16 protein-coding genes are annotated in these 17,553 nt (G+C 70.6%); 11 read left to right on the top strand and 5 right to left on the bottom strand.

The window, feature by feature from the left end:
* Positions 1–18 precede the first annotated feature (18 nt).
* The 7 genes from QTI68_RS05740 to QTI68_RS05770 all read left to right on the top strand — a co-directional run bounded on the left by QTI68_RS05740 (position 19) and on the right by QTI68_RS05770 (position 7,069).
* A complete protein-coding gene (locus QTI68_RS05740; protein ID WP_286520278.1) occupies positions 19–501 on the top strand; it encodes a (2Fe-2S)-binding protein in 483 nt (160 codons plus the stop codon).
* Positions 498–2,612: a molybdopterin cofactor-binding domain-containing protein gene (locus QTI68_RS05745; protein ID WP_286520279.1), complete on the top strand. Its 2,115-nt coding sequence runs from the start codon at positions 498–500 to the stop codon at positions 2,610–2,612. Before QTI68_RS05740 ends, QTI68_RS05745 begins: the two co-directional genes overlap by 4 nt.
* A 49-nt stretch (positions 2,613–2,661) precedes the next feature.
* Complete coding sequence (locus QTI68_RS05750; RefSeq protein ID WP_286520280.1) at positions 2,662–3,114, top strand: VOC family protein; 453 nt, start codon at positions 2,662–2,664, stop codon at positions 3,112–3,114.
* Positions 3,111–4,346, top strand: a complete 1,236-nt coding sequence (locus tag QTI68_RS05755; RefSeq protein ID WP_286520281.1) for an FAD binding domain-containing protein — start codon at positions 3,111–3,113, stop codon at positions 4,344–4,346. The genes QTI68_RS05750 and QTI68_RS05755 overlap by 4 nt, the downstream gene beginning before the upstream one ends.
* 23 nt (positions 4,347–4,369) lie before the next feature.
* Positions 4,370–5,371, top strand: coding sequence for a Bug family tripartite tricarboxylate transporter substrate binding protein (locus QTI68_RS05760; RefSeq protein ID WP_286520282.1), 1,002 nt, complete (start codon positions 4,370–4,372; stop codon positions 5,369–5,371).
* Between the two features lie 186 nt (positions 5,372–5,557).
* Positions 5,558–6,697: an FAD binding domain-containing protein gene (locus QTI68_RS05765; RefSeq protein WP_286520283.1), complete on the top strand. Its 1,140-nt coding sequence runs from the start codon at positions 5,558–5,560 to the stop codon at positions 6,695–6,697.
* A 63-nt stretch (positions 6,698–6,760) separates the two neighbouring features.
* Positions 6,761–7,069, top strand: coding sequence for a UBP-type zinc finger domain-containing protein (locus QTI68_RS05770; RefSeq protein WP_286520284.1), 309 nt, complete (start codon positions 6,761–6,763; stop codon positions 7,067–7,069).
* A gap of 4 nt (positions 7,070–7,073) precedes the next feature.
* Here the strand turns inward: QTI68_RS05770 and fdhD are convergent, their stop codons facing one another.
* The 3 genes from fdhD to QTI68_RS05785 are packed head-to-tail and all read right to left on the bottom strand — an operon-like array spanning position 7,074 to position 11,409.
* Positions 7,074–7,871, bottom strand: coding sequence for a formate dehydrogenase accessory sulfurtransferase FdhD (gene fdhD / locus QTI68_RS05775; protein WP_286521532.1), 798 nt, complete (start codon positions 7,869–7,871; stop codon positions 7,074–7,076).
* 41 nt (positions 7,872–7,912) lie between these two features.
* Complete coding sequence (locus QTI68_RS05780; protein ID WP_286520285.1) at positions 7,913–10,225, bottom strand: FdhF/YdeP family oxidoreductase; 2,313 nt, start codon at positions 10,223–10,225, stop codon at positions 7,913–7,915.
* Positions 10,222–11,409: an MFS transporter gene (locus QTI68_RS05785; RefSeq protein ID WP_286521533.1), complete on the bottom strand. Its 1,188-nt coding sequence runs from the start codon at positions 11,407–11,409 to the stop codon at positions 10,222–10,224. Before QTI68_RS05785 ends, QTI68_RS05780 begins: the two co-directional genes overlap by 4 nt.
* Before the next feature lie 292 nt (positions 11,410–11,701).
* Between QTI68_RS05785 and QTI68_RS05790 the strand changes: the two genes are divergently transcribed.
* Complete coding sequence (locus tag QTI68_RS05790) at positions 11,702–12,223, top strand: Dps family protein (protein ID WP_286520286.1); 522 nt, start codon at positions 11,702–11,704, stop codon at positions 12,221–12,223.
* A 38-nt stretch (positions 12,224–12,261) separates the two neighbouring features.
* Here the strand turns inward: QTI68_RS05790 and QTI68_RS05795 are convergent, their stop codons facing one another.
* Positions 12,262–12,996: a response regulator gene (locus QTI68_RS05795; RefSeq protein ID WP_286520287.1), complete on the bottom strand. Its 735-nt coding sequence runs from the start codon at positions 12,994–12,996 to the stop codon at positions 12,262–12,264.
* A 158-nt stretch (positions 12,997–13,154) separates the two neighbouring features.
* Between QTI68_RS05795 and QTI68_RS05800 the strand changes: the two genes are divergently transcribed.
* From QTI68_RS05800 to QTI68_RS05810, 3 genes are all read left to right on the top strand, one after another.
* Positions 13,155–13,514, top strand: coding sequence for a DNA-binding transcriptional response regulator (locus QTI68_RS05800; RefSeq protein WP_286520288.1), 360 nt, complete (start codon positions 13,155–13,157; stop codon positions 13,512–13,514).
* A 4-nt stretch (positions 13,515–13,518) separates the two neighbouring features.
* Complete coding sequence (locus tag QTI68_RS05805; protein WP_286520289.1) at positions 13,519–15,618, top strand: ATP-binding protein; 2,100 nt, start codon at positions 13,519–13,521, stop codon at positions 15,616–15,618.
* Positions 15,619–15,697: 79 nt separating this feature from the next.
* Positions 15,698–16,519 carry an alpha/beta fold hydrolase gene (locus QTI68_RS05810; RefSeq protein WP_286520290.1) on the top strand — a complete coding sequence of 274 codons (822 nt, stop codon included), beginning with the start codon at positions 15,698–15,700 and terminating at the stop codon, positions 16,517–16,519.
* Between the two features lie 18 nt (positions 16,520–16,537).
* On the opposite strand, the gene QTI68_RS05815 is transcribed toward QTI68_RS05810, so the two are convergent.
* The gene (locus QTI68_RS05815) at positions 16,538–17,515 is read right to left on the bottom strand and encodes a ferritin-like domain-containing protein (RefSeq protein ID WP_286520291.1); all 978 of its coding nucleotides are present in this window, start codon (positions 17,513–17,515) and stop codon (positions 16,538–16,540) included.
* Positions 17,516–17,553: the final 38 nt, after the last annotated feature.

Below are 17,553 nucleotides of genomic sequence, written 5' to 3' on the forward strand. Positions count from 1 at the left end.
GCCCCATTTCGAGTCCCCATGACTTCCACTTTCGAACTCAAGGTCAACGGCCGCGCGCACCAGGTGCAGGCCGACGAGAACGACCTGCTGCTCTATGTCCTGCGCAATGACCTCGACTGCAAGGGCGTGCGCTTCGGCTGTGGCGCCGGCCATTGCGGCGCCTGCACCGTCTGGATGGACGGCCGCGCGGTCCAGTCCTGCGACATGCCGCTGTGGGGCACGGCCGGGCGAGAACTCACCACGGTCGAGCAACTGGCGAGCGACCCGGTGGGCGCCGTCGTGCTCGACGCCTTCGTCACGCTGCAGGCCGCGCAGTGCGGCTACTGCATCAACGGCATCCTGATGTCGGTGACCGCCCTGCTGCGTCGCACCACCTCGCCGACCGAGGCCGAGCTGCACGAGACGATGCACCGGCACCTTTGCCGCTGCGGCGCGCATGCGCGCATCCTGAAGGCGATCGAGGCGGCCGCGGCCCGGCTGCGCGCGGAAGGCCAGCCATGAGTTCCTTGCTCTCCACGCCGCCCGCCATCCAGGCCCATCCGCGGCTCAGCCAGTGGCTGCGCATCGGACCCGGGCGCCAGCTCACCGTGTTCACCGGCAAGGTCGAGCTGGGCCAGGGGATCGAGACGGCCCTGGTGCAGATCGCCTGCGACGGCCTCGGCCTGACGCCGGCGCAGGTGGTGCTGGTGGCCGGCCACACCGACCGCTCGCCCGACGAGGGCTACACCGCGGGCAGCCTCTCGGTGCAGTACGGCGGCGCCGCGCTGCGCTGGGCCTGCGCGCATGCCTGGTCGCTGTTCGTCGCGCGGGCCGCGCACCGGCTGGATGTCTCGCCGTCGGACCTGCAAGTCGACGCCGGTTGCTTCAGCGACACCGGCGGCAAGCGCCACACCGACTACTGGGAGCTCGCCGCCGCGATCGATCTCGACGTCGCCATCGTCTCGGCCCCCGCCAGCATCCGCCACGCGCCCGAGCCCTACGTGGGGCGATCGCTGCCGCGCGTGGATCTCCAGGCCAAGCTGACCGGCGCCGGCTACCTGCAGGATCTGGTCATTCCCGGCATGCAGCACGTGCGGATGCTGCGCGGGCGGCATCCCTCGCAGCGTCTGGCGGCCGTGCCTCTGGCCGAGCTGCGGGCGCTGCCGGGCGTGTCGCAGGTGGTGCAGAGCGGCCGCTTCCTGGCCCTCGTGGGCCCGCACGAAGGCGCACTGGTGCGCGCGCTGCCCAAGGCCCGCAAGCTGCTCGACTTCGATGCCATGCCCGATCCGCATGCAGGCCAGGACACGGTCACCCTGCTGCAGGGGCTGCCCGCCAGCACGCGCCGCGTGCATGAGGGCGGCACGCCCGGCACGGGGCTCCAGGCCTACAGCGCCACCTACTCCCGCCCCTACCTGGCGCACGCGTCCATCGGCCCGGCCTGCGCGCTGGCCGATCCGCGCGGCGGACAGCTGCGCGTCTGGTCCCATACGCAGGGCGTCTATCCGCTGCGCGACCAGATCGCCGCGGCGCTCGGGCGCGAGGCCGCGACAGTGGAGGTCATCCACGCGCCAGGCGCCGGCTGCTACGGCCACAACGGCGCCGACGACGCCGCCTTCGATGCCGCCTTCGTCGCCACCCGCATCGGCCAGCCGGTGCGCGTGCAGTGGATGCGCGAGGACGAGATGACGATGTCGCCGTTCGGCTCGGCCAGCGTGGTGCAGCTCACGGCCGGCCTCGACGACGCCGGCCGCATCGGCGGCTGGGCCATGTCCCTGTGGAGCCACACCCACATGAACCGGCCCGGCTGGGGCGATGGCATCAACCTGCTCGGCGCCTGGGAGATCGATCCGCCGCTGCCACGGCCAACGCCGCGCGACCTGCCGCTGCCGATGGGTGGCGGCGACCGCAACGCGATCGCGCTGTACGACCTGCCCCACCAGCAGGTCGACTACCACTTCATCCCGGACTCGCCGGTGCGCGTGTCGGCGCTGCGCTCGCTCGGCTCCTACGCCAACCTGTATGCGATCGAGAGCTTCATGGACGAGCTGGCGCAGCGGGCCGGCTGCGACCCGGTCGAATTCCGCCTGCGCCACCTCGGCGACCCCCGTGCGCGTGCGGTGCTGGAGGCCGCCGCCGAGATGGCCGGCTGGCGCCGGCGCGGCGACAGCGGCAGCGGCAGCGGCCTGGGCATCGCCGTCGGCCGCTACAAGAACCAGGCGGCGTACTGCGCCATCGCCATGCAGGTCAGCGTCGAGGAGAAGGTCCGGGTCGAGAAGGCCTGGGCCGTGGTCGATGCCGGCGCGGTGGTCAATCCCGATGGCCTGGTGAACCAGATCGAGGGCGGCCTGCTGCAGTCGCTCAGCTGGACACTGAAGGAAAGCGTGACCTGGGACCGCAGCGGCATCACGTCCAGCGACTGGGAGCACTACCCGATCCTGGGCTTCGACGAGATCCCCAAGATCGCCGTGCGCGTGATCGAGCGTCCGGGCGAGCCCAGCCTGGGCGCCGGCGAGGCCGCCGCCGGCCCGGCCGCCGCGGCGGTCGCCAACGCCGTGGCGCATGCGCTCGACCTGCGCGCGCGCCAGTTGCCGCTGTCGGCCGAACGGCTGGCGCAGCTGATCAACGCGGGCTGAGCGCCCGCCTTCCGAACCCGATTCGAATCCAACGTCCAAGGACCTCATCATGGCCATCCACACCCTTGCCCACTACTCGGTGCGCACCACCCGGCTCGAGGCTTCGCGCCACTTCTATGTCGACGTGCTCGGCCTGCGCGAAGGCTTCCGGCCACCGTTCGACTTCCCGGGCCTCTGGCTCTACAAGGGCGACGACGAAGCCCAGTTCGGCGTCGTCCACATCATCGGCATCGACCCCGACGCGCCGCAGGGCCTAGTCGAGTACCTTGGCGACAAGAGCGAGGCATCGCTGCACGGCAGCGCCGCGATCGACCACCTGGCCTTCCTGGCGACCGACCTGCCCGACATGCGCCGGCGGCTGCAGCAGGCCGGCCTGGCCTTTCGCGAACGCACGGTGCCGAGCATCGGCCTGCACCAGCTGTTCGTCGAAGATCCGTCCGGCGTGACGATCGAGCTCAACTACCCGGCCGAAGAAGCCCGGCAACACGGAGCCCGCGCATGAACGCGCCGCAGAGCGCAAAGCCGGCGCGCAAGGCGCTGGTCATCGGCGGCTCGCTGGGCGGCTTGTTCGCCGCCAACCTGCTGCTGCGCGCGGGCTGGGACGTCCATGTGCACGAACGCGTGGCCGACGAACTGGAAAGCCGCGGCGCCGGCGTCGTGACGCATCCCGAGCTGATGGAAGTGCTGAGCGCCGCAGGCGTCGACGTGACAGATGGCATCGGCGTCGAGGTCCGCGAGCGCATCACCTTGGCCCGCGACGGCCAGGTCGAGGACTCGCGCCCGCTGCCGCAGCTGCTCACGGCCTGGGGCCGCCTGTACCAGGTGCTGCGCCGCGCCTTCCCCTCGGAGCGCTACCACAACGGCCGCCAGCTGGTCTCCTTCGAACAGGACGCGGCGGGTGTGCGCGCGACCTTCGCCGATGGCGACGTGGTGGCCGCCGACCTGCTGGTGGCGGCCGACGGCCTGCGCTCCACCGTGCGCCAGCTGCTCCAGCCCGAGACCCGTCCGCGCTATGCCGGCTACCTTGCATGGCGGGGACTGGTCGAGGAAGCGAGCCTCTCGCCGCGCGCGCTGGCCGAGCTCTTTCCGTACTTCGCCTTCGGCCTGCCGCCGCGCGAACAGATGATCGCCTACCCGGTGGCGGGACAGGGCAACAGCGTGGCGCCGGGCCAGCGGCGCTACAACTTCGTCTGGTACCGGCCGGCCGACCAGGACACGACGCTGCGCGAGATGCTGACCGATGCGACCGGCAAGACCTGGCCCGACGGCATCCCGCCGCCGCTGATCCGGCCCGAGGTGCTGGCCGCCGCGCGCCAGGCGGCGCACGAGGTGCTGGCACCGCAGTTCGCGGAGGTGGTGCAGAAGACGCCCAACCTGTTCTTCCAGCCGATCTTCGATCTCGAGAGCTCGGCGCTGGCCTTCGGCCGAGTGGCGCTGCTGGGCGACGCGGCCTTCGTTGCCCGGCCGCATTGCGGGATGGGCGTCACCAAGGCCGGCAGCGATGCCGCGACGCTGGTTCGTGCGCTCGCGGAAACGCCCGATGTGCCCTCCGCGCTGCAGGCTTACGAGGCCTCGCGCCTCGGCGCCGGCAGCTTCATCGTCAACCACGCCCGCGCGCTGGGCGCCTACATGCAGGCGCAGATCAGCACGCCGGCCGAACGCGAGATGGCCGAACGCTACCGGAGCACCGAGGCCGTGATGCGCGAAACCGCCGTTCCGCCCGTGCCGCACTGACCCCTTCCTCCATGCACCCAGTCATGTCTTCATCGCCCTGCATCCACGTTCGCAACGCCCGACGATTCACGGCCTTGCTCGCTCTCGCGACCGCCTGCATTCTGGGCGCGCCCGCAGCGGCGCAACCGGCCTGGCCCAGCCGTCCGATCACCGTCGTGATCGGCTATCCCCCCGGCGGCAGCGTCGATGCCGTCGGCCGCGCCGTTGTCGAGACGCTCGGCAAGAAGCTCGGCGCGACCGTCGTCGTCGACAACGCCGGCGGCGCCGCGGGTGCCATCGGCGTGCAGAAGGTGGTCAACGCGGCGCCCGACGGCCACACGCTGATCTTCGGATCGAGCAGCGAATTCGTCGCCACCCGTTTCCTCAATCCGGCCCAGAAGTACGACGCCGCCAGGGACCTGGCGCCGGTCGGCTACGTCGGCGCCATTCCCCTGGTGCTGGTCGCATCGACGCAGAGCGGCGTGACCTCGCTGGCGCAGTTCGTGTCGGTCGCCCGCCAGAAGCCCGGCCAGCTGAGCTATGGCACCTCGGGCATCGGCTCGATGCTGCATTTCTCGGGCGAACTCGTGAAGAAGCAGGCAGGGCTGTCGATCACCCACGTCCCCTACCGCGGTGCCGGCAACATCGGCAGCGACCTTGCGGGCGGCGCGATCGAGTTCGCATTCCTCGGGCCGGGCGCAGCCAAGCCCTTCATCGATGCCGGACGCATCGTCCCGATCGCGGTGACCAGTGCCCGGCGCATCACGCTGATGCCCGACGTTCCGGCGCTGGGCGAGCATCCGGCGCTCAACGGCTACGACCTGGTCGCCTGGTACGCGCTGATGGCGCCGCGCGGGCTGGCACCCGACCCGCAGGCCAGGCTGCAGCGCGCGCTGCGCGAGACGCTGCAGGACGCAACGGTGCGGCAGAAGCTCGAGCGCATCGGCGTCGTGGTCGGGCGCGGCGACGAGAACCTGCCGCAGCTGATGGCCAGGGACGCCGCGGAATACAAGCGCATCGTCGACTTCGCAGGCATGAAGGAGTAGGTCGCAGCACCTCCACGGCCCGGAATCTTGCATCTGTAAGAGACCCGCCCACCGCATGAAATCGGCCGGAAACGCCGGCCACCGACAGTCGAGGCGTCGCACGAGTCGCGGCACACAAGGAGCAACGATGACGCCTCGCCACCTCGCACCGCACGCCCACCAGCCCCCCGCTGCCGGGTCTTCCACATGACCGCGCCCGAACGCCCGCGCGCGATCGTCGCCGGCGGCTCGCTCAGCGGCCTGTTCGCGGCGACCACCCTGCGCGCCGTCGGCTGGGATGTCGCGGTCTTCGAGCGCTCGCCGGACGCGCTCGACAGCCGCGGCGGCGGCATCGTGCTGCAGCCCGATGTGCTGGCCGCCTTTCGCTTTGCCGGCGTCGGGCATACCGACGCGCTGGGCGTGCGATCGGGAGACCGCATCTACCTGGACGCGGAGGACGGCGTGATCCACCGCGCCTGGATGCCGCAGACCCAGACCTCCTGGAACATGCTCTACGGCGCCATGCGAAGGGCGCTGCCGGCCAGCTGCGTCCATGCGGGTGAACGGCTGGTGAGCTTCAAGCAAACGGGCGAGCGCGTGACGGTGCTGTTCGCGAGCGGCCGGATGGAAAGAGGCGACCTGCTGATCGGCGCCGACGGCGCGGGCTCCACCGTGCGCAGCCAGCTGCTGCCCGGAACCAGGCCGGCCTATGCGGGCTACGTCGCCTGGCGCGGCCTGGTCCCGGAGGCAGCGCTGGGCGCTGCCGCCGCCGCACGACTCGGCAGCGCCTTCGTGTTCCAGCAAGGACGTGACCATCTCTTGCTCGAGTACCGCGTTCCCGGCGAAGACGGGTCCGTCGCCGAGGGCGCCCGACGCTGGAACTGGGTGTGGTACCGCAAGGTGCCCGCCGGCGCGCCGCTGGCGGAGCTGCTGACTGATCGCAACGGCGTGGCGCACGCGTTCTCCTTGCCACCCGGAGCAGCGGGGGATGCGCCGATCGCCGCCTTGCGGCGCGATGCGCGGCAACTGCTGGCGCCGAGCCTGCGCGAACTGGTGCTCGCCACCGAAGCGCCCTTCGTTCAAGCCATCCTCGACCTGGCGGTCCCGCGCATGGTGTTCGGGCGCACCGTGCTGATCGGCGATGCCGCCTTCGTGCCGCGCCCGCACACCGCAGGCAGCACGGCGAAGGCGGCAGCCGACGCGCTGGCGCTCGCGAAGGCCCTGGCGCCGGGCCGGGGCTCCCTCGACACCCGCCTGGCGGCCTGGGGGGCCGAACAGCTGAACGCCGGCGCCCGGATGGGCGAACGGGGCATTTCGATGGGCAACGACATCATGGGGATCGCATGATGTGGCCCATGGTCGTCGACGACGGCTCCACCCCGCTTCTTTCCACTTCACGAGGACATCGACATGACCAGGCAATGCACCCACACCGCAAGCATCCGCCACGTGCTGCCCAGCGCCAAGGGCTGCGAGGAATGCCTCAAGACCGGCAGCACCTGGGTCCATCTCCGGCTGTGCCGGACCTGCGGCCACGTGGGCTGCTGCGACGAGTCGCCCAACCGCCATGCGCGCGCGCACTTCCATGCGACATCGCACCCAGTCATCGAAGGCTACGACCCGCCGGAAGGCTGGGGCTGGTGCTACGTCGACCGCGTCGGGCTCGACCTCGGCGACGACACCACCCCGCAAGTGGGGCCGATTCCCCGGTACGTCTGACGATTCAGGCCCGGCCGCCGTCCGGGCCGCCTGCGGCGTACAGCACGGCACGCGGCGCACGGCACAGGCCCCACAGGCGAACGCCGGCGAGCTGCGCCATCCGCACGCCCATCGCGGTCGGCGCCGACACCGTGCAAAGCGCCGCGATGCCCAAGCGGGCGCACTTGCGCACCAGCTCGTGGCTGCCGCGGCTGGTCATGACGACGAAGCCCGGCTGCGCCAGCCGCCCGCGCATGGCGAGCGTGCCGAGCAGCTTGTCGAGTGCGTTGTGCCGGCCCACGTCTTCCATCACGTCGAGCAGGCTGCCGTCCAGCGTCGCCCAGCCAGCGGCATGGATCGCGCCCGCCTGCGCATTGAGCAACTGACGCGCCGGCAGCGCATCGAGCGCACGCAGCACCCTCGGCGCATCCACCCGGTCGATCCAGTCCGGCGTCGCCCGCGGCACGAGATCGAGGTCCAGGCCGGCGAAGCTCTCGACCCCGCAGACACCGCAGCCCGTCTGCCCCGCCATGTGGCGGCGGCGGCGCTTGAGCCGATTGAAGCTGCGCGCGGAAACGGTCAGCTCGACCTGCGTCGCGTCGACCTCCGCGGGCAGCCCGGCCCGGCATGCGGGCACCGGCAGGACCTCGATGTCGAAGCAATCGCGGGCGTCGTCGAGGATGCCCTCGCTCAACGCGAAGCCGAGCGCGAAGGCCTCGAGGTCCTGCGGCGTGGCCATCATCACCGCGTGCGCGATGCCGTTGAAGACCAGCGACACCGGCACCTCCGCGGCCAGCGTGTCCTGGCAGGCGTCGTCGCCCATCACATGCACGGTGTGGCGCGACAGGGGAAGCGGGATCGCGTTCATGACACCGATCCCGGCGTCGGGCGCGCTGGCCGCAGCCGCACCGGCACCGACTTGTAGGAAGGCGTTCCGCTCTGCGGGTCGCGGTGCGACAGGTCCACCAGCACGTTGGCCTCGGGATAGTAGGCGCCAGCCGAGCCCCTCGGGATGTCGTACGCCACCGCCGTCAGGTTCCTGAGCACCGCCCCCGGCGCCGCTGCCTCGCCATCGAAGGGCACCGCCTCGAGGTCGACGCGATCGCCGGCGGCGATGCCCTGCGCCGCCAGGTCGTCGGCATGCAGAAAGACCACGTCCCGGCGTCCGAAGATGCCGCGGTAGCGGTCGTCGAAGCCGTAGATCGTCGTGTTGTACTGGTCGTGGCTGCGCAGCGTGGTCAGGGTGAGCACCCCGGCGCCCGCGACGCGGGGATCTTCCCGGACGCCGGGCATCACGATGAACTGCGCCTTGCCCGACGCCGTGTGCCAGCGGCGTTCGGCCGGCCCGATCGGCAGCCGGAAGCCGCCCGGCTGCCGGATCCGCAGGTTGTACTCCTCGAAGCCGGCCAGCACGCTCTCGATGCCGTCGCGAATGCGGCCATAGTCGGCGACCATGCCATCCCAGTCGATGCCATGCCGGCCCGCGAGCACCGCCTTCGCGATGCCGGCGACGATCGCCGGTTCGGAGCGCACCTGGTCCGACGGCGGCGGCAGCCGGCCGGTCGACGCATGGACCATCGACATCGAATCCTCGACCGTGATCGACTGCACGCCGCCGGCCTGCAGGTCGAGCTCGGTGCGCCCGAGGCAAGGCAGCAGGATGCTCTGCCTGCCCACCAGCAGGTGCGAGCGATTGGGCTTGGTGGCGACGTGCACAGCCAGCTCCAGGCCGCGCATCGCCGCGAAGGTCCGCGTCGGGTCGGCCATCGCCACCGCGAGGTTCCCGCCCAGGCACATCAGGAACTTCGATCGTCCTTGCGCGATGGCCTCGATCGCCTCGGCGGCGTCGTGCCCCCGCTCGGCGGGCGGCGCGAAGCCATAGACCCGTTCGATGCCCTGGCGCAGCGCCAGCGGCGCCTTCTCGTCGATGCCCACGGTGCGATTGCCCTGCACGTTGGAGTGGCCGCGCACCGGGCAGATGCCGGCGCCGGGCCGGCCGTAGTTGCCCCTGAGCATCAGCAGGTTCGAGATCTGCTGGACGTTGTCGGTGCCGAGCCGGTGCTGGGTGATCCCCATGCCGAAGACGATGATCGCCGCCTCGGCATTGCAGTAGAGGCGGGCCACCTTTCGCAGCGCCTCGCTGCCCAGGCCCGAAGCCCGCACCACCTCGTGCCAGGCGGTCGCGTGAAGGTCCTCGGCCAGCGCCTCGAAGCCCTGCGTGTGCTCGGCGATGAAGGCGCGGTCGAGCACGCCGGGTCCGCCTGCCGCGAGATCCTCGGCATCGATCTCGAGCACGCCTTTCATGATGCCCTTGAGCGCCGCGGCATCGCCGCCCACCTTCACCTGGAGGTAGTCGCTGGCGATGTCCGTCGAACCGAAGGTGGCCATCTCGATCGGATCCTGCGGCGCGGCGAAGCGCTCCAGCGCGCGCTCGCGCAGCGGATTGAAGACCACGATCGGCGCGCCGCGCCGGGCAGCGGCATGCAGCGTCGTCATCATCCGCGGATGGTTGGTGCCCGGGTTGTGGCCCATCGAAATGATGAGGTCGGCATGGTCGAAGTCTTCGAGCGACACCGTGCCCTTCCCGATGCCGATCGACAGCGGCAGCCCCACGCTGGTCGCTTCGTGGCACATGTTCGAGCAATCGGGAAAGTTGTTCGTGCCGTAGGCGCGCACAAAGAGCTGATACAGAAACGCCGCTTCGTTCGACGCCCGGCCCGAGGTGTAGAACTCGGCCATGCCAGGGTCCGGCAACGCATTCAGCACGGCGGCGATCCGGGCATTGGCTTCGTCCCAGCCGATCGCGACATAGCGGTCGCTGGCCGCGTCGTAGGCCATCGGGTGCGTGAGCCGCCCGAGGTCCTCGATGTCGTGGTCGTTCCAGGCCAGCAATTCGGTGACGGTGTGGCGCTCGAACACCTCGGGCGTCGCCCGCTTGCGGGTGGCTTCCCAGGTGACCGCCTTGGCGCCGTTCTCGCAGAATTCGAAGGCCGAGGTGTGCTTCGGGTCGGGCCATGCGCAGCCCGGGCAGTCGAAGCCGTCGGGCTGGTTGTTCCTGAGCATGATGCGGGTGCCCGAGATCGCGTTCATCTGGCCATGGATGGCCTTGGCGACGGCGCCCAGCGCATCCCAGCCGCCGGCGGGATGTTCGTATTTGCGGATTCCCGAATCGTTCATGACGCCAGGCTCCCCGGCTTCGCTTGCGGCCAGATGCGCAGCGCCAGGGCGGCCGAGGCCGCGACCGTGGACAGCGCGGTGACCGCGATCCACCCCCATTGCGCGAGCAGCAGGGCGCCCAGCGCCGAACCGACCGCCATGCCGATGAACATGCCCGTGAAGAGCACCGCATTGAGGCGGCTGCGGGCGCCGGGATCGATGCCGTAGACGATGGTCTGGTGCGCGATCAGCGCAGCCTGGATGCCCAGGTCGAAGCCCACCGCGCCGGCCGCCAGCAGCCAGAGCTGGGCGCCGGGCTGCAGCAGCCCGGCGAAGGCCATGCCCGCGAACGACAGGACGACCAGCGCGGCGCCCAGCCGGGTCACCAGCTCGGGGCCGCGTCGGTCCGCGAGACGGCCGGCCATCGGCGCGACCAGCGCGCCGGCCGCACCGGCAAGGCCGAAGGCCCCGGCGGCAGCCGCACCGAGGTGGAACGGCTCGCCATGCAGCATCACGGCGAGGGTGGACCAGAAGGCGCTGAAGCCGACCGACAGCAGTCCCTGCGCCCAGGTGGCGCGGCGCAGTGCCCCATGCCGACGCCACAGGCTGGCGAGCGAGCCCAGCAGCGCGCCATAGGACAGGTGCGTGGTCGGCCTGAAGGCCGGCAGCATGCGCCAGGCACAGGCGCCGATCAGCGCGATGCTCGCCGCAGCCAGGGCGAACATGGCGCGCCAACCCCAATGCTCGGCGACGAAGCCGCTGACCACGCGCGACAGCAGGATCCCGAGCAGCAGGCCGGTCATGACCGTGCCGACGACCTTGCCTCGATGGACTTCCGGGGCCATCGTGGCCGCAGCCGGAACGATGTCCTGTGCCATCGTGGCCGCCAGCCCGATGACCAGGCTGGCGACCAGCAGCACCGACAGCGAGGGCGACGCCGCGGCGAGCAGCAGCGCCGCGCACAGCACAGCGGCCTTGAGCAGGATGATGCGGCGCCGATCGAAGCGATCGCCGAGCGGCGCGAGAAAGAAGATGCCCAGTGCGTAGCCCACCTGCGTGAGCGTGGGCATCAGCCCGACGGCCCGGGCCGAGGACCCGATGTCGGGCCCGAGGATGCCGAGCATCGGCTGGCTGTAGTAGAGCGCCGCCACCGAAGCACCGGCGCCGCCGGCCAGCAGCAGGATCAGCGAGGGCTTGAGCAGCATGGCCGCCGCGACCGCCTGGATCGGCGCAGGGCCGGGATTGGCGTGCCAGGGCGGCTGCACGGGATGGGAGGGGGTGTTCATGGCGAGGTTCCTTGGTCGTGGAGCCTCGATGCTCGGTCGGCCGCATTTCGGCTTCGCATCAGATGCCGGTGCGGACATTTCAACTGCAACATGGCCGCCGGCCATGACACGACGCGGCAACCCGCGCACCCCACAGTGCATCCATGGACCCGGCAACGCATCGGCCGGCCGTCCATCTCCAACCCCGATGCAATTCACTGAGGCCGCTTTCATGACCACCACGCTCGAATCCACCCTCGCCCGCCGCCAGGCGCCCTTGCGCACCCCGACCGCCCTCGGCGCCGAGGCCAGGCGCGACATCGGCGCCGGCCTCGCGGCCCTGCTGGCGGACAGCTTCGCGCTCTACCTGAAGACGAAGAACTTCCACTGGCACATGTCCGGCCCGCACTTTCGCGACTACCACCTGATGCTCGACGAGCAGTCGGACCAGATCTTCGCCCTCACCGATCCGCTCGCCGAGCGCGCCCGCAAGCTCGGCGGCAGCACCCTGCGCTCGATCGGCGACATCTCGCGCCACCAGCGGCTGTCGGACAACGATGCGCCCTTTGTCACCCCGGGCGACATGCTGGCCGAGCTGCGCGAGGACAACCTGCGTCTGGTCGACTACATGCGCGCCACCCATGCGCTGTGCGACGAGCACGGCGACGTCGCCACCGCGAGCCTGCTGGAAAACTGGATCGACGAGGCCGAGCGGCGCGCCTGGTTCCTGTTCGAGACCGGCCGCGCGTCCTGAGCCGGAAGCGGGAGGTGAGCCCTCGCCGAGGGCTTGGCTCAGTGCAGTACCTGCACCTGCGGCTCGAACACGTAGCCGGCACCGCGCTCGGTGCGGATCATCTTCGGCGCCGAGGCATCGACCTCGATCTTGCGCCGCAGCCGAAGGATCTGGACGTCGATCGAGCGGTCGTACACCTCGGCGCCGTGCAGCCGCGACAGCTCCAGCAGCTGGTCGCGCGTCAGCACGCGCTGCGGCTGCTCGCACAGCGCCAGCAGCAGGTTGAACTCGCCGTTGCTGAGCTCGACGCGCTGCCCGTCGGGCGAGGTCAGCCGCCGCGCCAGCAGGTTGAGCTCCCAGCCCGCGAAGCGATAGGCCCGGCGCTTGGTGCTGCGCCCCAGGGGCGCGGCGTCGGCCCGGGACTGGTAGCGGCGGAGCACCGCCCGGATCCGCGCCAGCATCTCGCGGTTGCTGAAAGGCTTGGTGACGTAGTCGTCGGCGGCGATCTCCAGCCCCATCACCCGATCGGCCTCGTCCTGCTTGCCGGTCACGATGATGACCGGCACCTCGCTGGTGTCGCGCAGGCCGCGCGCCAGTTGCATGCCGTCCTCGCCGCCCAGCCGCAGGTCGAGCATGACCAGGTCGATCACGCTGTCCTGCAGCACCGCGGTCATCTCGGCGCCGGTCGCCACGGCGGTGACCTGGAAGTCGTTCTCCGACAGGTAGGCCGACAGCAGCTCTCGCAGCGCCGGATCGTCATCGACGACGAGGATGTGGGGGGAGGCTGTGTTCATGTCGTTCGAAGCGTAATTCAATTGATCCTACGCAGGCCTACGGGTCGATTACAAATGAAATCTCCGGCCCCGGATCTGACATTGCCCTGGCACCGGCATCGGCGCCAATCGGTCCCAGGGGGTGCCACGACATCCCGGCAACGGACAGGACTGATTTCATGTCGAAGATCATGGTTATCGAGGAAGATAGCGCGATGCGCATGCTGATCTCCGAATGGCTGGCCGGCGAGGGACACGAGGTCCGCTCGCCGCCGCGCCACGACCCCGCTCCCGACGACCAGGTCGATCTGGTCATCCTCGACCTGCCGCACCCACGGGCGCCGGGCCCAGGGACGGCCCAGGCGCTGCAGGCCGTGCATGCGGCCTATCCGCACGCGTCCGTGATCGGCATCTCGACCCGGCTCGGCCGCAGCCTGGGGCGCGATTCGGACATCGCCCAGGCACTGGGCGTCAGCCGGCTGCTGGCCAAGCCTTGCTCTCGAGAAGAACTGCTCGGCGCCGTGGCGGCCGCCCTCTAGCCGCATGACGTCGGGCGAGCGCCTGAGGCAGCGGATCATTGCCGCGGGCGTGGTCCTGGTCGCGGCCTTCGCCGGCTCGGCGATCTACGATGGCTGGCGGCTGCACCAGCAGATCATGATCGCGAACGAGCGCGAACTCGGCAACCTGGCCAAGGCCCTGGCCGAACAGGGCGCCAGGACCCTGCAGGCCGTCGACGTCCTGCTGCGCGACACCGGCGAATGGTGGGAGACCACCGGCCGCGACCTGCCTGCGGACGCCGTCGCCACGGCGCTGGCGTCGCGCGTGGTCGGGGTGTCGCAGGTCAGCGTGCTGACCCTGGTCGACGCCCAGGGCATGCAGCGCCACCGATCGCGGGTTACCGGCGAGGCGCTGGCCGATGTCTCAGATCGGCCGTACTTCCAAAGCCAGCGCGAGGGCTCGGCGGGCGGTCTCTTCATCAACGAACCCGTGGTCACGCGGACCGATCGGCAACCGGCGCTGGTGGTGTCGCGACGACTGAACACGCCGGGCGGCACCTTCGACGGCGTGGTCACCGCCATCGTCACGCTGCAGGAGATGCAGGCCGCCTATTCGGCGATCGATCTGGGCGAAGGCGGCGCGCTGATCCTGACGCTCGACGACGGCACGCTGGTGGTGCGGCAACCCGAAGCGACGGGAATGGACGCCAATCGGCGCTACCCCGAGCTGACGGCCTTCAAGGGCGCGCCGTTGATCGATCGCTCGGTCAGTCCGGTCGACGGCCGGGCCAAGCTGGTGGCGGCGGTGGGCGTCGGCAAGCGGCCGCTGACCCTGACCCTCACCCGCGACGAGGACCACGCCCTGCGTCCCTGGCACGACGAGATGCGCAGCGCCATCATCCGCACGCTGCTGCTGACGGCGCTGGTGGTGGTCACCATCGCCGGCCTGCTGCGCCAGTTGCGGCGGCTCGAGGCCGGCGAAGCCGAGAAGGCGGCGCTCCAGGCCCGGCTCCAGAAGGCCCAGCGGCTGGAGTCGCTCGGCACCCTGGCCGGTGGCATCGCCCACGACTTCAACAACATCCTCGGCGCGATCCTGGGCTTCGGCGAGATGGCCCAGCAGCACGCCGCGCCGGGCAGCGACATGCGGCGCTACATCGACCGCGTGATGCAGGGCGGCGCACGGGCCCGCGTGCTGGTGCGGCGCATCCTGGACTTCAGCCGCAGCGGGGTCGCGGAGCGCGTCCCGATCCACGTCCAGTCAGTGGCCGAGGAAGCGGTCGCGATGCTCAGGCCGACGCTGCCCGAGGCGATCCGCTTCGATGCCCGGCTGGACGCCGGCACGGCGGCGGTGCTCGGCGACGGCACGCAGCTCTACCAGGTCGTGATGAATCTGTGCACCAACGCCGCCCAGGCGATCGGCGACGCCGGCACCATCGAGGTCCGGCTCGAGCGCGTGCAGTCCGATTCGCCGAAGACGCTGCTGCAAGGCGAGCTCGCGGCCGGCGCCTACGTGCGGCTCGCCGTGTCGGACACCGGGCGCGGCATGTCGGCCGAAGTGCTGCAGCGTGCCTTCGATCCCTTCTTCACGACCAAGAAGGTCGGCGAAGGCACAGGGCTCGGGCTCTCGATGGTGCACGGCATCGTGGCCGACCTGGGCGGCGCGATCGACATCGCGACCGAGCCCGGGCAAGGCACCCGGGTCACGGTCTGGCTGCCGGTGTGCGGCGAAGCGGCTGCGTTGCCGCCGCGGCCCGACCCCGCCTGGCCGCGCGGCGCCGGCCAGGTCGTGATGGTGGTCGACGACGAGCGTCCGCTGGTCGAACTGGCCGAGGAACTGCTGGCCGAGCTGGGCTACGAGCCGGTCGGCTTCGACTCGAGCGAACGCGCACTGGAGGCCTTCGAGGCCGACCCGCAACGATTCGACGGCGTGCTCTCCGACGAGATGCTGCCGGGCCTGGCGGGCAGCGAACTCGCCAGGCGGCTGCTTGCGCTGCGCCCCGGTTTGCCGGTGATCCTGGTCAGCGGCAACGTTGGCGCGGCACTGGAGCAACGAGCGCGCGATGCCGGCGTCGTCGCCCTCCTTCGCAAGCCGCTCGGGCTGCAGGAACTGGCCGAAACGCTGGCGCGGACGCTCGGTTGCAGGTGAAACACGGCCCTGCGGACTGCAATGCCGGTGCAACGCGCGAGGCCGAAAGTAGAGGCTCCACTCACCCACAGGAACTCTCATGAGCAGCATCACCACCACCGACGGCACCGAGATCTTCTACAAGGACTGGGGCAGCGGCCAGCCGGTCGTCTTCAGCCATGGCTGGCCGCTGTCCTCCGACGCCTTCGAGGACCAGATGTTCGCGCTCGCCTCGCAGGGCTTTCGCTGCATCGCGCACGACCGCCGCGGCCATGGCCGTTCCAGCCAACCCTGGCAGGGCAACGACATGGACACCTACGCCGACGACCTGGCGGCGCTGGTGCGGCAGCTCGACCTGAAGGACGCGATCCACGTCGGCCACTCGACCGGCGGCGGCGAGGTTGCGCGCTACATCGGGCGCCACGGCACGGCGCGCGTCGCCAAGGCGGTGCTGATCGGTGCCGTGCCGCCGCTGATGGTCAAGACCGAGGCCAACCCGGGCGGCACGCCGCTCGAGGCCTTCGATGGCATCCGCGCCGGCGTGCTGGCCGACCGCTCGCAGTTCTGGAAGGACCTGAGCATGCCGTTCTACGGCTACAACCGGCCCGGCGCCCAGGTCTCGGAAGGCGTGCGCGAATCGTTCTGGCTGCAAGGCATGGCCGCCGGCATGCCGGCCTCCTACTTCTGCATCAAGGCCTTCTCGGAAACCGACCTCACCGAGGATCTGAAGAAGTTCGACGTGCCGACGCTGATCCTTCATGGCGACGACGACCAGATCGTGCCGATCGCAGATTCGGCGCTGTTGTCGGTCAAGCTCGTGAAAGGCGCCACGCTGAAGGTCTACGAGGGTGCGCCGCACGGCATGTGCACGACGCGCAAGGACGAGGTCAGCGCAGACCTGCTGGCGTTCGCGAAGAGCTGACCAGCGGCCCAGCGGCGCTCAGCCGCGCGCGCGTGCCGCGTTTCTCAGATCGCGGATCTGGTCGTGGTTGCGCTGCGCACCATCGGCCTGCCGCTGAACGACGACGCGCACATCGGCCGGCAGGCTCTGTTTCAGGGCCTTCCGATAGCGGGCCACCGCGCTGTCCTCCCCGCGCTCGCAGGACTCGAGAATCGACAGCTCGCTGTCGGCACCGACGCTGCCCTTGACTTGCACCCAGCCCCGATGCATCGCACCGGCCGCGGTTCCTCCGGACGCCGGTTCGCCGCCGTAGGCACGCACGAGTTGCATCAACGCCTCGCCCGCCTGCCGGCAGCCTTCAGCGCGGCTGGCGAAGAGCTGCTTCGCCGCCGCGCTCTCGACTTGCTCGGCACAGGTCTTGAATCCATATTCGCCGTCGCGCGCGTTCTCCAGCAGGTCGTTCAGGATGTCGACCACGTCGTCGTTCGACAGATCTTCGTGGCTCACGATGTCGCTGCCGTTGGCCTGCTTAGCGTAGTAGACCTCGTCGGCGCGCTCCCAGGCGGCCCGGGTCGCCGGCCGGGCATCCGCCCAAGCGAGGTCCGACGCGCCGCGCCTGGTTTCCCAGTCGGACGCGAGCATCGGCTCGGCAGTTTCGAAATCGGTGCCGCGGGTGCTGCGGCCGGACCAGCCCAGCTCGTAGGCCGGCGCGTAGTCCTCGTAGCTTCGGTCCGCGGCCACGTAGGGCTGGCGGCCGTGATTCTCGCGCCAGTAGGCATCCTCGGCGGTCGGGTTGACGCCTTCGGCCGCGGCCTTGCCGCCCAGCCCGCCGACCACTGCACCGGCGACCAGGCCCACCACCGTGCCGATCGGCCCTGCAAGCGAGCCGGCAGCAGCGCCGGCCAAGCCACCGCCCGCCGCACCCAGTCCGGTGCCCACGGGGTGGGCGCCCGGCGCGCCGGTGATCGGGTCTCTGTTGGGAACGCCATTGCCGAGTTGGCCGTCGTCTGTTGCCATGTCATCTCCTTGGGTTGCCCGCATCGGGAAGGGTTGGG

Origin of the sequence: Variovorax sp. J31P207 (genome assembly GCF_030316965.1) — a bacterium.
GTDB classification, from domain to species: Bacteria; Pseudomonadota; Gammaproteobacteria; order Burkholderiales; family Burkholderiaceae_C; genus Variovorax; species Variovorax ginsengisoli_B.

Excerpts from the sequence above, each read along its gene's own strand:
- QTI68_RS05740 (WP_286520278.1), top strand. The coding sequence starts at position 19 with ATGACTTCCACTTTCGAACTCAAGGTCAACGGCCGCGCGCACCAGGTG.
- QTI68_RS05745 (WP_286520279.1), top strand. The coding sequence starts at position 498 with ATGAGTTCCTTGCTCTCCACGCCGCCCGCCATCCAGGCCCATCCGCGG.
- QTI68_RS05750 (WP_286520280.1), top strand. The coding sequence starts at position 2,662 with ATGGCCATCCACACCCTTGCCCACTACTCGGTGCGCACCACCCGGCTC.
- QTI68_RS05755 (WP_286520281.1), top strand. The coding sequence starts at position 3,111 with ATGAACGCGCCGCAGAGCGCAAAGCCGGCGCGCAAGGCGCTGGTCATC.
- QTI68_RS05760 (WP_286520282.1), top strand. The coding sequence starts at position 4,370 with ATGTCTTCATCGCCCTGCATCCACGTTCGCAACGCCCGACGATTCACG.
- QTI68_RS05765 (WP_286520283.1), top strand. The coding sequence starts at position 5,558 with ATGACCGCGCCCGAACGCCCGCGCGCGATCGTCGCCGGCGGCTCGCTC.
- QTI68_RS05770 (WP_286520284.1), top strand. The coding sequence starts at position 6,761 with ATGACCAGGCAATGCACCCACACCGCAAGCATCCGCCACGTGCTGCCC.
- fdhD (WP_286521532.1), bottom strand. The coding sequence starts at position 7,871 with ATGGGCGACGACGCCTGCCAGGACACGCTGGCCGCGGAGGTGCCGGTG.
- QTI68_RS05780 (WP_286520285.1), bottom strand. The coding sequence starts at position 10,225 with ATGAACGATTCGGGAATCCGCAAATACGAACATCCCGCCGGCGGCTGG.
- QTI68_RS05785 (WP_286521533.1), bottom strand. The coding sequence starts at position 11,409 with ATGCTGCTCAAGCCCTCGCTGATCCTGCTGCTGGCCGGCGGCGCCGGT.
- QTI68_RS05790 (WP_286520286.1), top strand. The coding sequence starts at position 11,702 with ATGACCACCACGCTCGAATCCACCCTCGCCCGCCGCCAGGCGCCCTTG.
- QTI68_RS05795 (WP_286520287.1), bottom strand. The coding sequence starts at position 12,996 with ATGAACACAGCCTCCCCCCACATCCTCGTCGTCGATGACGATCCGGCG.
- QTI68_RS05800 (WP_286520288.1), top strand. The coding sequence starts at position 13,155 with ATGTCGAAGATCATGGTTATCGAGGAAGATAGCGCGATGCGCATGCTG.
- QTI68_RS05805 (WP_286520289.1), top strand. The coding sequence starts at position 13,519 with ATGACGTCGGGCGAGCGCCTGAGGCAGCGGATCATTGCCGCGGGCGTG.
- QTI68_RS05810 (WP_286520290.1), top strand. The coding sequence starts at position 15,698 with ATGAGCAGCATCACCACCACCGACGGCACCGAGATCTTCTACAAGGAC.
- QTI68_RS05815 (WP_286520291.1), bottom strand. The coding sequence starts at position 17,515 with ATGGCAACAGACGACGGCCAACTCGGCAATGGCGTTCCCAACAGAGAC.